13 protein-coding genes are annotated in these 13,487 nt (G+C 46.7%); 1 reads left to right on the forward strand and 12 read right to left on the reverse strand.

From position 1 onward, the window contains the following. Positions 1–9: 9 nt before the first annotated feature. The 10 genes from folD to QMA01_RS05795 form a co-directional block, all read right to left on the reverse strand. Positions 10–876 (reverse strand): bifunctional methylenetetrahydrofolate dehydrogenase/methenyltetrahydrofolate cyclohydrolase FolD, encoded by an 867-nt coding sequence (gene folD / locus QMA01_RS05750; protein WP_191715843.1) that lies wholly within the window; start codon positions 874–876, stop codon positions 10–12. A gap of 14 nt (positions 877–890) precedes the next feature. After that, on the reverse strand, positions 891–1,280 hold the full coding sequence (gene nusB, locus QMA01_RS05755) for a transcription antitermination factor NusB (RefSeq protein WP_191715844.1): 390 nt from the start codon (positions 1,278–1,280) through the stop codon (positions 891–893). A gap of 207 nt (positions 1,281–1,487) precedes the next feature. Further along, entirely contained in the window at positions 1,488–1,883 is a 396-nt protein-coding gene (locus QMA01_RS05760) for an Asp23/Gls24 family envelope stress response protein (RefSeq protein ID WP_191715845.1), read from the reverse strand. A 15-nt stretch (positions 1,884–1,898) separates the two neighbouring features. After that, complete coding sequence (accC, locus tag QMA01_RS05765; RefSeq protein WP_203340042.1) at positions 1,899–3,248, reverse strand: acetyl-CoA carboxylase biotin carboxylase subunit; 1,350 nt, start codon at positions 3,246–3,248, stop codon at positions 1,899–1,901. A 26-nt stretch (positions 3,249–3,274) separates the two neighbouring features. Next, positions 3,275–3,781, reverse strand: a complete 507-nt coding sequence (accB, locus tag QMA01_RS05770) for an acetyl-CoA carboxylase biotin carboxyl carrier protein (protein WP_290214514.1) — start codon at positions 3,779–3,781, stop codon at positions 3,275–3,277. A gap of 127 nt (positions 3,782–3,908) precedes the next feature. Beyond that, positions 3,909–4,469: an elongation factor P gene (gene efp, locus QMA01_RS05775; protein WP_191715847.1), complete on the reverse strand. Its 561-nt coding sequence runs from the start codon at positions 4,467–4,469 to the stop codon at positions 3,909–3,911. Positions 4,470–4,486: 17 nt separating this feature from the next. Beyond that, positions 4,487–5,554 carry a M24 family metallopeptidase gene (locus QMA01_RS05780; protein ID WP_284700308.1) on the reverse strand — a complete coding sequence of 356 codons (1,068 nt, stop codon included), beginning with the start codon at positions 5,552–5,554 and terminating at the stop codon, positions 4,487–4,489. Then, positions 5,551–5,991 carry a type II 3-dehydroquinate dehydratase gene (gene aroQ / locus QMA01_RS05785; RefSeq protein ID WP_191715848.1) on the reverse strand — a complete coding sequence of 147 codons (441 nt, stop codon included), beginning with the start codon at positions 5,989–5,991 and terminating at the stop codon, positions 5,551–5,553. The genes QMA01_RS05780 and aroQ overlap by 4 nt, the downstream gene beginning before the upstream one ends. A 282-nt stretch (positions 5,992–6,273) precedes the next feature. Continuing rightward, positions 6,274–8,832 carry a vitamin B12-dependent ribonucleotide reductase gene (locus QMA01_RS05790; protein WP_191715849.1) on the reverse strand — a complete coding sequence of 853 codons (2,559 nt, stop codon included), beginning with the start codon at positions 8,830–8,832 and terminating at the stop codon, positions 6,274–6,276. A 187-nt stretch (positions 8,833–9,019) separates the two neighbouring features. Beyond that, positions 9,020–9,856 carry a lipoate--protein ligase family protein gene (locus QMA01_RS05795; RefSeq protein ID WP_290185025.1) on the reverse strand — a complete coding sequence of 279 codons (837 nt, stop codon included), beginning with the start codon at positions 9,854–9,856 and terminating at the stop codon, positions 9,020–9,022. A 99-nt stretch (positions 9,857–9,955) separates the two neighbouring features. Here QMA01_RS05795 and QMA01_RS05800 point away from each other — a divergent pair, with 99 nt between their 5' ends. Further along, positions 9,956–10,339, forward strand: coding sequence for a rhodanese-like domain-containing protein (locus tag QMA01_RS05800; RefSeq protein ID WP_191715851.1), 384 nt, complete (start codon positions 9,956–9,958; stop codon positions 10,337–10,339). Between the two features lie 298 nt (positions 10,340–10,637). Here the strand turns inward: QMA01_RS05800 and gcvPB are convergent, their stop codons facing one another. Then, positions 10,638–12,101 carry an aminomethyl-transferring glycine dehydrogenase subunit GcvPB gene (gcvPB, locus tag QMA01_RS05805; RefSeq protein WP_191715852.1) on the reverse strand — a complete coding sequence of 488 codons (1,464 nt, stop codon included), beginning with the start codon at positions 12,099–12,101 and terminating at the stop codon, positions 10,638–10,640. After that, positions 12,094–13,461, reverse strand: a complete 1,368-nt coding sequence (gcvPA, locus tag QMA01_RS05810; protein WP_191715853.1) for an aminomethyl-transferring glycine dehydrogenase subunit GcvPA — start codon at positions 13,459–13,461, stop codon at positions 12,094–12,096. Before gcvPA ends, gcvPB begins: the two co-directional genes overlap by 8 nt. Positions 13,462–13,487: the final 26 nt, after the last annotated feature.

The raw sequence follows: 13,487 nt of genomic DNA on the forward strand, positions 1-13,487 counted from the left end.
TTTACATGCTTATGCCTGTTTTGTCTTTGCTAACCCTTTTTCAGCTGATTCAAGCGTATTTTCCATCAGCATGGCAATCGTCATCGGCCCAACTCCGCCTGGTACCGGTGTTACAAAAGAAGCCGTTTCCTGAACATCCTCAAAGTCGACGTCACCGCACAACTTGCCGTTTTCATCGCGGTTCATGCCGACATCGATGATGACTGCACCCGGTTTGATGAACGTTCGGTCAATGAATTTAGCTCTGCCGATCGCGGCAATTAGGATATCCGCCTGCGCTGTGAAATTCGCCAAATCTTTCGTTTTCGAATGGCAATACGTCACGGTTGCATCTTTTTGAAGCAATAACTGTCCAATCGGCTTGCCGACGATATTGCTGCGGCCGATGACCACCGCATGCTTGCCGGCGGGATCGATGCCGTAATGGGCCAATAACTCCATGATGCCGTGCGGTGTACAAGGAAGGAAGGCATCCTTGCCGATCATCATATTGCCGACAGAAATCGGATGGAACCCATCCACATCTTTCTCTGGGCTGATGGCCGTGATGACTTTGAATTCATCAATTTGCTGCGGCAACGGTAATTGGACCAGAATGCCGTGAATTCCCGGATCGCTGTTCAATTCATCGATTTTCGCTAAAAGCTCTTGTTCAGTTAATGTATCCGGAAATTGATGAAGGTCCGATCGCATTCCCAGTGCTTCACACGTTTTTTTCTTGTTTTTCACATATGTAAGGGACGCAGAATCTTCCCCGACCAGCACTACGGCCAGCCCTGGGACAATTCCCTGTTGCGCTAATTTTTCTACGCGTGTTTTCACTTGCATTTTAATTTTCTGGCTTACCGCTTTTCCATCAATCAATTTTGCAGCCACGTAAATTCCTCCAATTAATTTGCTGTTTCGTCTGTGAATTTAGAAAGGACACCATTGACAAACCGGCTGGATTTATCGTCTCCAAATGTTTTGCATAGTTCAATCGCTTCGTTCATGACCACACGTGATGGGGCATCTTCCATATAGCCCAACTCAAAAATAGCCATACGCAGAATGGTCCGTTCAATTTTCGGCAAACGTTCGAGTGACCAATTTTCAAGATGGCCAACCAATTTTTCATCGATTTCCGCCATATTGGCGTGGGTGCCCTGTACCAACAAGCTATAGAAATTATCATTTTCTCCAGCCATTACATGATCCATGGCCTCATCAATCGTCAGTTCAGTACCTTCTAATTGAAATAAGGTCTGAAGCGCTTTTTCGCGTGCTTCGTGTCGTTTCATAATATATCCGATCTCCTTTTCACAGCTAATTATCCCCCATTATACAGGTATTCGGGCTGAACTTCCATGTTTGAAATGTTCGGTCAATAGCCCAGCACCGACTACTGGAGGGGTATTGCGCTGCCGGATTCAGTCTGGAGCGGCCAGCTAAAACAAAGAGAAGGCTGTCCTTGAAGCCATAACAGGACTCCAGGACAGCCTTGCTGATCATTCCGCTGCTTGTGCTTCGAAATTGACGCCGGTAATATGGACATTCACTTCTTGTGTTTGAAGAGACGTCATATTTTCAAGCGTCTGCCGAACCTGCTCCTGAATTTTTAGAGCGGTTTTCGGTATGGAAACACCATAGTTGATGACACAATAAACATCAATGGCAAGACCTTCCTCTGATAGGTCTGTCTTGATGCCTTTGCCATGCACTTTTTTCCCCAAGCGTTCAACAACCCCGGAAGCGAAGTTGCCGCGCATACTGGCGACCCCTTCAATATCCGTTGCTGCAATGCTGGCGATGATTTCCAAAACTTCCGGAGCCACTTCGATGTTGCCGAGGTCTTGTGCTCCGTGCGATTTCATTCGTACATAAGGTGCTGTTTTTTCAGCCATTTGAAAACTTCCTCCTTAAGATCCCAGCACGTCATATTTCTCCAGGAATTTCGTATTGAAATCTCCTGATTTGAATACTTCGTGATCCATTAATTTCAAATGGAATGGAATCGTCGTAAACACGCCTTCAATTACAAATTCGTCCAATGCGCGCTTCATCTTCGCTACCGCTTCTTCACGTGTATCAGCGAAAGTAATCAGCTTGGCAACCATCGAATCATAATAAGGCGGAATCGTATAGCCTGAATACATGGCTGAATCAATTCTGACACCTAAACCGCCCGGAGGCAAGTACATATCGATTTTGCCCGCTGAAGGCATAAAGTTTTTAGCTGGATTTTCCGCATTGATGCGGCATTCGATCGACCAGCCTTTAAACCTAACATCCTCTTGTTTATAAGCGAGTGTTTCGCCTGATGCCACACGCAATTGCTGCTGGATCAAGTCGATTCCAGTAATCATTTCCGTTACCGGATGCTCTACTTGAATGCGCGTGTTCATTTCCATGAAATAGAACTTCTGGTTAACCGCATCAAAAATGAACTCCACTGTGCCCGCTCCGCGGTAATTGACAGCCAAAGCCGCTTTTACAGCTGCATCGCCCATCTCTTCACGCAATTCAGGAGACAAAGCCGGTGATGGCGCTTCTTCGACCAATTTTTGCATGCGGCGCTGGATTGAACAATCGCGCTCGCCTAAATGAATCGCATTGCCATGGGAATCAGCAAGCACTTGAATTTCAATATGGCGGAAATCTTCGATGAATTTCTCGATGTAAACTCCCGGATTGCCGAAAGCCGCTGCCGCTTCTTTCTGCGTCATATTCAAGCCGGTGATGAAATCCTCGCGTGTGCGTGCCACACGGATTCCTTTACCGCCGCCGCCTGCTGTCGCTTTGATGATGACCGGAAAACCGATTTCATCAGCGATGCGCAATCCGTCTTCTTCGCTGGCTACGATGCCAGTCGAACCTGGAACAACTGGAACTCCCGCTTTGCGCATCGTTTCACGTGCCACGTCTTTAGTACCCATACGGGAAATTGCATCCGCTGTCGGGCCGATGAACATGATGTCACAAGCTTCACAAAGTTCTGCAAAGCTCGCATTCTCTGCTAAAAAGCCATAACCCGGGTGAATCCCGTCGCAATTAGTCAGTTTCGCAACCGACATGATATTGGAAAAGTCCAGATAGCTATCTTTCGATAATTTTGGACCGATGCAATACGCTTCGTCTGCCAGTTCAACATGAAGCGCCTCTTTATCGGCTTCAGAATATACAGCAACCGTTTTGATATCCATTTCCTTGCAGGCACGGATGATCCGTACCGCGATTTCTCCACGGTTTGCAATCAATACTTTTTTCATCGTCTTCATCGCCATCTCCCCTTTCCTCAGTTTGCTTTCACGAGGAATAAAGGCTGGCCGTATTCTACAAGCTGGCCGTCTTTTACAAGAATTTCAGCAATTTCCCCATCTACTTCAGCTTCGATTTCATTGAATAATTTCATTGCTTCGACGATGCAGACTACTTGGTCTGCTGTCACTTTAGTTCCCACTTGGACATAAGCATCTTCGTCCGGTGATGGAGATTCGTAGAACGTACCGACCATTGGAGAAAGGATTTTGTGGTACTCCGACTCGTTGTCCGCTGGAATTTCCGGTGCTTCTTCTGATACCAGCTCTTCAGCTTTCGGCTCTTTTGCCGGTGCTGGAGCACTTGGTGCTTCTACTGCTTTTGGTGCTGGGGATGTTTGGATGGATGAGCTGGCGCTTGGCTGAACTTTGCCTGAACCGCTCTTTTTCATCTTAACTTTAACGCCCTCAAATTCATAAGAGAACTCTTCAATAGATGATCCATCAACCAATTTGATAATTTCGCGAATTTCTTGAATTTTCATATTCGTCCGACTCCCCTAATTATGTATTTATTCAACTACTCTTCTATTTTAGACTTTTTCAGTCTATTTTGAAACACTTAATCTGACTTTTTAAAAAAAGACCTCTTTGTTAGAGGTCTTTTCATCATTATTGAGCTCTTGAAACGTATGAAGAATCTGTTGTATTGATGATCAAATGGTCGCCTTCATTAATGAAGAATGGCACTTGAACAGTCAATCCCGTTGTAAGTTTTGCTGGTTTTGATCCGCCGCTGGCTGTGTCGCCTTTGATGCCCGGATCAGTTTCAGCCACTTCCAGAACTACCGTGTTCGGCAACTCAACGCCAAGCACTTCTCCTTGGAATTGGATCACTTGGACTTCCATGTTCTCTTGAAGAAACTTCAATTCGTATTCAATGTTCTTTTCAGGCAACTCAATCTGTTCGTAGGTTTCTGTATCCATAAAGGCATGCATATCGCCATTGGCATACAAATACTGCATTTTGTTGTTGTCAATCTGTGCTTTTGCGACTTTTTCACCGGCACGGAAAGTTTTTTCAGTGACACTTCCTGTACGCAAGTTGCGAAGTTTCGACCGCACGAATGCAGCGCCTTTGCCTGGTTTTACGTGTTGGAATTCCATAACGCGCCAAATTCCGCCATCCACTTCAATTGTGACACCTGTTTTAAAATCGTTTACTGAAATCATAATAGTTCCTCCGTTTGTTATAAAATGCGAAGCTCTTTTGTGGAGTTAGTCAATCGTTCATTTCCTGACTCGGTTACCAGTATATCATCTTCAATGCGAACTCCGCCAACTCCTGGCAGATAAATCCCCGGTTCCACCGTCACAGCCATGCCCGGTTCGAGCACCGTTTCCGATCTGAATGACAACCCTGGGCCTTCATGGACTTCCAAACCGATGCCATGGCCAGTAGAATGGCCGAATGCTTCACCGTAGCCTTTGGACTTGATGTAATCGCGTGCAATGGCATCCGCTTCGATGCCGCTCATGCCTGGTCCAATTTTCTCTACGCCCAGTTCCTGCGCCTTCAATACAATATCATAAATTTCCTTCATCTGTGCAGAAGGTTCTCCGACTGCGACCGTACGGGTAATATCTGAGATATAGCCGTTGTAGAGTGCACCATAATCAAGCGTGATCATGTCTCCTTTTTCAATGACTTTATCCGTTGCCACACCGTGCGGAAGCGCTGAGCGCAGCCCTGAAGCCACAATGGTGTCAAAGCTCGACGAAGTCGCACCCTGTTTGCGCATGAAGAATTCCAGCTCATTGGATACTTCAAGTTCCGTCAATCCCGGACGGATAAATCCACAAATGTGTTCGAATGCATCATCTGCAATTTTGGCCGCTGCTTTCAGAATAGCTACTTCATCCGGTGTCTTGATCATTCGGATCTTTTCAATCAAGTTGCTGACAGGTTCCAGGTCGGCGTCGATTTTTGACTTGTATTGCACAACTGTCGAATAAGTCATATAGTCCTGTTCAAAAGCAAGCGTACGGATGCCCAGAGATTTCACGGACTTGACCGTTTCATCCATCAGGTTTTTTTCAGCCTGGATTACATCAAATTCTTTGACTTGTTCTCCGGCTTGTTCTGTATAACGGAAATCCGTGATGAAAACCGCTTGTTCCGCAGTTACAATCGCCAGCCCTGCAGTACCCGTAAATTCGGTGATGTAACGCAAGTTGAAAGGACTGGTGACGAGCAGCGCCTCCACATCCCGTTGTTTCATTTCAGCACGTAATTTTTGAAGTTTCAATGTGTTCATCCTCTCTCCTGTTTTAAGATCAATGCATGCAATGCTAATTTGTAGACATCTTGGCCGAATCCCACAATTTGCCCGATCGTGACCGGCGCAATGTAGGAATGATGGCGAAATTCCTCGCGTTTGTGGACATTCGATATATGTACTTCGATTACTGGCACTTGAATCGCAGCAATGGCGTCACGAATAGCGATGCTTGTATGGGTATATGCTCCAGCATTCAAGACAATGCCGGATAGGCCATCATCGCCCGCTCCGTGAATCCAGTCGATCAATTCCCCTTCATGATTCGACTGGCGGCAAATCAATTCAATATGATGGTGATAAGAAAACTCCACCAGTTCCTGTTCCAATTCCTCCAGCGTAAACGTTCCATACGCTTCTTTCTCCCGCTTGCCCAAGCGATTTAAATTAGGGCCGTTCAAGATCAGCACACGCATTCAGCTTTCCCCTTCCCCTGACACATTCTTCATTATTTTAACATATCGGAACAATCGAGCAACTTTTTAACAGAAAAGCGGAAGCGACCGTGTAGATTCGACGGGCATAAGACAGATCGGCGAAGCGGCGCTCTTTGCCGCACAGCCGGAATGGCTTATGACCCTAGAATCTGGGCGCTGCAGCTGGACAATAGAAAAGCGGAAGCAGTCAAAAATTCAAGCACCATCCAGAAACAAACCATAAAAAAGCGCGATGGCTATTCGGCCATCGCGCTGGTCATTTTACAATCCGCATTTCAGCTGAGCGTTGCAGTTGGTGCATGTGTTGCAGCCGCCCATTTCTTCGACTGTCCCTTTTCGGCAAACCGGGCATGTATCGCCTACTTCTGAACCGATGGTGACATTGGTTGAACGGAGATCCTGAATTGTGTCGATCAAGACGATCGGACGTTTGCCAGTCTCTTCCGGCTGTTGCTCTTCTTCAAATGTGTTTTCTTCGGCCTTCAGCGTCAAGACTTGTGAATCACGGCTGCCATCGACATAAACCGTTCCGCCTTTAGCGCCACCTTTGTAGAGACGCTCATAGACGCCTTCCACCTGTTTGACTGTATAACCTTTTGGAGCGTTGACAGTTTTCGAAATGGATGAGTCGATCCAGCGCTGGATGATGCACTGAACATCCGCATGTGCTTCAGGCGCCAAGTCCATCGATGTCACAAAGGCCTTCGGCAGGTTTTCTTCATCAGCCTCAGGGTTGTTTTTCAGGTATTCACTGACGATGTCTGCTTTCACCTCGATAAATTTGCCAAGGCGTCCACTGCGGTAGTATGTGAATGAATAATAAGGTTCAAGTCCGGTTGATACGCCAACCATCGTCCCAGTGGATCCTGTTGGAGCTACCGTCAACAGATGCGAGTTGCGGATACCTTTTTCAAGTACTGCTTCGCGAACATGTTCCGGCATTCCCTGCATAAATCCTGTTTCTGTGAAAGCTTTGCGGAGTGCTGCCGTCTCTTCATCAGTTTTGCCGATGAGGAACGGGAAGCTGCCGCGTTCTGCTGCTAAGTCTGTCGAAATTTCATAAGCAGCCGTAGCAATCGTCTTGAAGATTTCATCTACAAGCTCGTTGCCTTCCGGAGAACCGTATTCTTTATCGCAATAGATCAATAAATCTGCAAGCCCCATGACTCCCAAGCCAACACGGCGTTCACCAAGTGCCTGAACCTGGTTTTCTTCCAGGAAGTAAGGAGTTGCATCGATGACGTTGTCCTGCATGCGGACACCGACACGAACCGTTTCTTTCAACGCTTCGAAATCGACCGTCTTCGTTTTCGGATCTGCAAACTGCGCCAAGTTGACGGCAGCCAGGTTACAAACAGAATAAGGCGCCAATGGCTGCTCGCCGCAAGGGTTGGTCGCTACGACTTTTTGCCCGTAAGCTGCTGCATTGGTTTTTTCATTGGCATTGTCAATGAAGAAAATACCCGGTTCTGCTGAATAGGTAGCACAAATATTAATCAGGTTCCACAGTTCGCGTGCTTTCATCGTGCGGTAAACACGGACGCCATGGCCCATGCGTTCCCATTCACGGACATCGCCGACTTCCTGCCATTTTTCATTGTAGACAGCCATCTCTTCTTTTGAATACGACTCTACTGCAGGGAAGCGCAGATCGAAGTCTGCATCATTTTCCACTGCTGTCATGAAATCGCTGGTCAATGTGACGGAAATATTGGCGCCTGTCAGGAATTCTTCGTTGTGGACTGAATAAGTTCCGCCATCACGCAGCTTGGTTTCAGCATCGCGCATGATTTTCTCATTGAATCCGCCCATTCCAGGAATCGCACGGTAATTCAGGATCCCTTGGTACATTGCATCTTCCTGCTCTGTCAAAGGTTTGAATTTCAATTTGTCGTGAGCCAATTTTTTGATGGTCTCATCTTCTGTGTTCTCAATCAAATAACGAAGGATGCGCGGGTTCTGCATTTTCGAAATGATGAATTCCGCAATATCCGGATGCCAGTCAGCCAGCATGATCATCTGTGCGCCTCGGCGTGAACCGCCCTGCTCAACAAGATGCGTCAATTTAGCGATATCATCCAGCCACGAAACAGAACCTGATGATTTGCCGTTGACACCGCGTGCCAAGGTGTTGCGCGGGCGAAGTGTCGAACCATTTGTTCCGACACCGCCGCCGCGGCTCATGATTTCCATCACTTGTTTGCGGTGATCGGAAATGCCTTCACGTGAATCTGCCACGAATGGCATTACGTAACAGTTGAAGTACGTTACGTCCGTATCAGCACCCGCTCCGTATAGGACACGTCCAGCCGGAATGAATTTCAATCCAACCAATTGCTGATAGAATTTTTCAAACCATTCCTGGCGCTTTTCAGCTGTTTCTTCTACAGAGGCAAGCCCCGTTGCATTGCGTTTGGCGATCTGCTCGTAAAACACTTCAAGCGGTTTTTCAATCACGTCGATCGGGCGATTGACGATGCCTACCTGCTGCTCTTCCGGTTTGTCGATTGCACTTCTGTAATCTTCTTCGATCCAAACCTGTGCTTTATTGGCCTGGTGATCGATGGAAACGATGTAGCCAAGGCCGCGCGCCGGGAATTTCGGATCTTCTTTGACAGTCAATACAACAAAATCGCCTGCCTTGAGTGTTTTCTTCTCCGTGTCCTTAAAGGAATAACGGTCGATCATCACGAGGCGCGATACACCTTTATGCGTCAGTTTCATGTCAGGAGTAATTGCATGTACCTGGGGAAACGATTCGATATCTTTGTTTAAAGCTCTTGCATTCAACGAATATTGGGATTGTGTGGCGGAAACCATTTGACAATTCCTCCTTTGTGTTATATGGAGTTAGATACTATATATAGTATTAATTCAATTCCCATCATACTATATGTTGAAACTTCTTTTCAATAACAATTTTATGATGGAAATGATTGAAGCAATGAAAAGCTTTATTTACCAACGTTTCCAGCTTTGGAAATCTACAAAATGAGCCTAAAGACTCTCACGCGCGAAAATTCCATTCCGAATTTCCATATTTTATTTTTTCCAAAGCCTTGACATCCGCCAATTGTTGTACGGTCAAATTATAGGATTCCAGACTGATCGACAAGGCCTGTTCGAAACCGGCTTTAAACGCACGGATACACTCATCCGGCGTCACGGGTTTTTCACGGAGCGAATTGATCGATACTGCTTTTTCCGGAATTTTGCTGCGCATGCGCTCTTTGGCAGCTTCACTGGAAAACTTGAAAACCGACAATAGCTTCTCGGCATCCAGATCTATCAGTATAGCACCATGTTGCAGGATGACGCCTTTTTGGCGCGTTTGGGCACTGCCCGCTACTTTCTTTCCTTCTACGACCATTTCATACCAGCTCGGTGCATCGAAACAAACCGCTGATTTCGGTTTTTTCAAATCGGCCCGTTTTTCTTCTGTATCCGGCACCGAGAAATAGGCGTCCAACCCCAAATTTTTAAACCCTTCCAACAACCCTTCGCTCAATACGCGATAAGCTTCTGTTACGGTTTCGGGCATCTCCGGGTAATCTTCACTGACGATGATGCTATATGTAAGTTCATGCTCATGGAGAACACCTCTGCCTCCTGTAGGCCGACGGACAAATCCAAGGCCAAGCCGGTCGACGGCTTCCATATCAATTTCTTTTTCTACGTTCTGAAAATAACCGATCGATAAGGCAGCAGGCTGCCAGCTGTAAAAACGGATGACGGGCGGAATAAGCCCTTCACTATGCCATGCCAGCAAGGCTTCATCAAGCGCCATGTTGAACGCTGGACTGCCGGCACCGGAATTTATAAAAATCCATTTTGGATATTTCACAAGATCGCCTCCTATTTCCGATAATTAGTGTAACATTGGCATTGAATATCCGTCATCTCTTCTCTTATAATAAAGGAAGATGAGAAAGGGGCAAGAACATTGGAATTTCTGTACATCACGATCGCCATCGTATTGGCAATCATCATTTACGCGGTCATTTCTTATTTCCGCATCAAAAAAGCTGTCACTAACCTGACACAGGAGCAATTTATCGAAGGCTACCGCAGAGCACAATTGATTGATGTGCGCGAACCGAAAGATTTTGCTGCTGGCCATATTCTGGGAGCGCGCAATATTCCGCAAACGCAATTGCGCCAACGCTATAAGGAAATCCGTTCAGACAAGCCGGTTTACCTGTATGACCAAAACGGAGCACGCAGTGGACGGGTAGCTATTTTCCTTAAGAAAAAAGGCTACAATCAATTGTTCCAGCTTCAAGGCGGTTTCAAGCAATGGACCGGAAAAATCAAATCCAAATCCTAGGCTTCAAAAACCCTTTCTTAACCGGAAGGGTTTTCTCTATTTGCTAGGCTAATAAAAAAGTAGACAAGACGCTCTCCATCTTACCCCTCACTGAAATAATGCGGATAGCGGCTTCTTGAAGCGCACACAAAACGATTTACAGGCTTCCCGGTAGTATCTCGTCGACAAACATAACTTCCCCAATAAAGCGACGATGTTGAGACAGTTCCATTAGAAAAGCGTGGAAGCCAAGTGGCTTCCACGCTTTTTATTCATTTCCCTGCAGCAACCGAACGATACAACTGGGAATTATCGTACTTTATTCAGCTTTATAATAACGGAGCACAGGCTGGCGCGCCGCTTTTGTTTCATCCAAACGGTTGATGACAGTGGTATGCGGTGCATTTTGGACGATTTCAGGATTTTCTTCTACTTCTTTCGCAATCTGGATCATCGCATCGACAAATGCATCCAAAGTTTCTTTGGATTCTGTTTCAGTAGGCTCGATCATCATGCCTTCTTCCACATTCAACGGGAAGTAGATTGTCGGTGGATGGTAGCCAAAATCAAGCAGGCGTTTCGCCATATCCAATGTACGGACACCCAGTTTCTTCTGGCGGCGGCCGCTTAAGACGAATTCATGCTTGCAGTGACGGTCATACGGCAAATCGAAATGAGGCTGCAGCCTGCGCATCATGTAATTGGCATTTAGTACAGCATATTCGGTAACTGCCTTTAGGCCATCTGGTCCCATAGAGCGGATATACGTGTAGGCACGTACGTTGATGCCGAAGTTGCCATAGAACGGTTTGACTCGGCCAATGGAATCCGGGCGGTCGTAATCGAACGTATAAGCATCATCTTTTTTCACCAGTACCGGTTTCGGCAAGTACGGCAACAGATCATTTTTAACGCCGACAGGGCCTGAACCAGGTCCACCACCGCCATGAGGTCCGGTGAAGGTCTTGTGCAAGTTCAGGTGAACCACATCAAAGCCCATATCTCCCGGGCGTGCTTTAGACATAACTGCGTTCAAGTTGGCGCCATCGTAATACAGCTTGCCGCCGACTTCATGAATGATCGCAGCCATTTCCAGAATCTGCTCTTCAAACAAGCCGAGCGTATTCGGGTTTGTCAGCATTAATGCTGCTGTGTCTTCTCCAACCACGCGTTTCAAATCTTCCAGGTCTACTAGTCCTTGGTCACTTGATTTGACGGTCACGGTCTCAAAACCGGCAACGGTTGCTGAAGCCGGGTTTGTGCCGTGCGCTGAATCGGGAACAATGACTTTCGTCCGTTTAAAGTCACCGCGCGCTTCGTGGTAGGCACGGATCATCATCAATCCGGTCCATTCACCATGTGCACCTGCAGCTGGCTGCAACGTCACTTCATCCATACCGGTAATTTCTTTCAAATGCTCCTGCAAGTCAAACATCAAAGCAAGAGCCCCTTGAACCGTTTTTTCATCCTGCAGCGGATGGATGTTCGCGAACCCTGGGAAACGTGCTACTGTTTCGTTGATTTTCGGATTGTATTTCATTGTGCACGAGCCGAGCGGATAGAAGCCTGAATCCACACCGTGGTTCCGGTTAGACAGCGCCGTGTAATGGCGCATGATATCCAGTTCGGAAACTTCCGGCAGTTCTGCCGCTTCTGTACGGATCAAGTCAGCCGGCAATAGTTCGCTCAAATCCACTTCTGGTACATCAAGTGTCGGAAGGCTATAGCCGACGCGGCCTTCTTTGGTCAATTCAAAAATTAGCGCTTGGTTGTCCTTATGCATGAGTAGCCCCCACTTCCTGCACTTTGGCAGCGATTTCCTGCACGAATGCATCGATTTCTTCCTTTGTCCGTTGTTCAGTAACAGCAACCAGCATATGGCCACTCAATTCGTTATAGCTCAATCCAAGGTCATAACCGCCGATCATGCCGTTTTCAAACAGACGATCGTTCAACTGTTTAACGGATTCTTTCGTTTTCACAACGATTTCATTAAAATGAGCGCCTTCAAATGCAATTTCAAGGCCTGCTTTTTTCAATTGCTGTTTCATATAATGGGTCTTCACGATATTTTGCTTGGCAATTTCTTGTGTACCGACTTTGCCGAGTGCTGTCATCGCTACAGATGCAGCCAATGCGTTCAATGCTTGGTTGGAACAGATATTCGATGTCGCTTTGTCGCGGCGGATATGCTGTTCGCGTGCCTGCAACGTCAAAACGAATCCACGACGGCCTTCTTCATCCGTCGTTTCACCGACTAAACGGCCAGGTACTTTACGCATCAATTTCTTCGTCACAGCGAAATAACCGCAATGAGGTCCACCGAAAGCTTCCGGAATGCCGAAAGGCTGTGCATCGCCCACTGTAATATCAGCGCCAAGCTGTCCTGGAGAAGTCAAAGCACCGAGTGCCAATGGGTTGGAAGAAACCGATAGCAATGCACCGGCCCCGTGGACAATCGGTTCGATCGCTTTAAGGTTTTCAACTTGTCCAAAGAAGTTCGGGTACTGAATCATCACCGTTGCTACGTTTTCATCGATCATTTCCGTCAAAGCGTCCATATCCGTGTGTCCGTCTTTCAATGGAATTTCAACAACCTCGATCGACTGGCCAAGTGCGTAGCTTCGGACAACAGCACGTGATTCCGGGTGGACTGCACGCGAAACCAGGATTTTTTTGCGTCTCGTGTGTCCAGCAGCAAGCATTCCAGCTTCAGCAAGCGCAGTTCCGCCGTCATACATGGATGAGTTGGCAATGTCCATACCTGTCAATTCACTGATCATGGTCTGGAATTCAAAAATCGCCTGCAATTCGCCTTGAGAAATTTCAGGCTGATAAGGAGTATAAGCCGTATAAAATTCAGAACGGGAAATTACATGATCCACAATAATCGGTTTGTAATGGTCGTATACACCAGCTCCTAAAAACGATGCATAGCGGTTGGTGTCGGCATTTTGAGCAGCAAGCTGTGCCAATTCCTTTGTCAATGAAGACTCGGATTTAGCAGGCTTAATGTTGTATTCGCCTTTGAAACGAACTTTTTCCGGGATATCGGAAAACAATTCATCGATTGATCCGATGCCGATTGTTTCCAGCATTTCTTTTTCGTCTTGAGATGTCATTGGTAAATAACGATGTTTCATAAGGTGCTGTCCCCTTTTCAAGTTAG

The sequence above is a fragment of the Planococcus notacanthi genome (assembly GCF_030407825.1).
In the GTDB taxonomy this organism is placed as follows: domain Bacteria; phylum Bacillota; class Bacilli; order Bacillales_A; family Planococcaceae; genus Planococcus; species Planococcus notacanthi.

Bases quoted from the DNA above. Each gene is read 5' to 3' on its own strand.
- nusB (WP_191715844.1), bottom strand. From the start codon at position 1,280: ATGAAACGACACGAAGCACGCGAAAAAGCGCTTCAGACCTTATTTCAA.
- QMA01_RS05760 (WP_191715845.1), bottom strand. From the start codon at position 1,883: ATGGCTGAAAAAACAGCACCTTATGTACGAATGAAATCGCACGGAGCA.
- accC (WP_203340042.1), bottom strand. From the start codon at position 3,248: ATGAAAAAAGTATTGATTGCAAACCGTGGAGAAATCGCGGTACGGATC.
- accB (WP_290214514.1), bottom strand. From the start codon at position 3,781: ATGAAAATTCAAGAAATTCGCGAAATTATCAAATTGGTTGATGGATCA.
- efp (WP_191715847.1), bottom strand. From the start codon at position 4,469: ATGATTTCAGTAAACGATTTTAAAACAGGTGTCACAATTGAAGTGGAT.
- QMA01_RS05780 (WP_284700308.1), bottom strand. From the start codon at position 5,554: ATGAACACATTGAAACTTCAAAAATTACGTGCTGAAATGAAACAACGG.
- aroQ (WP_191715848.1), bottom strand. From the start codon at position 5,991: ATGCGTGTGCTGATCTTGAACGGCCCTAATTTAAATCGCTTGGGCAAG.
- QMA01_RS05790 (WP_191715849.1), bottom strand. From the start codon at position 8,832: ATGGTTTCCGCCACACAATCCCAATATTCGTTGAATGCAAGAGCTTTA.
- gcvPB (WP_191715852.1), bottom strand. From the start codon at position 12,101: ATGCATAAGGACAACCAAGCGCTAATTTTTGAATTGACCAAAGAAGGC.
- gcvPA (WP_191715853.1), bottom strand. From the start codon at position 13,461: ATGAAACATCGTTATTTACCAATGACATCTCAAGACGAAAAAGAAATG.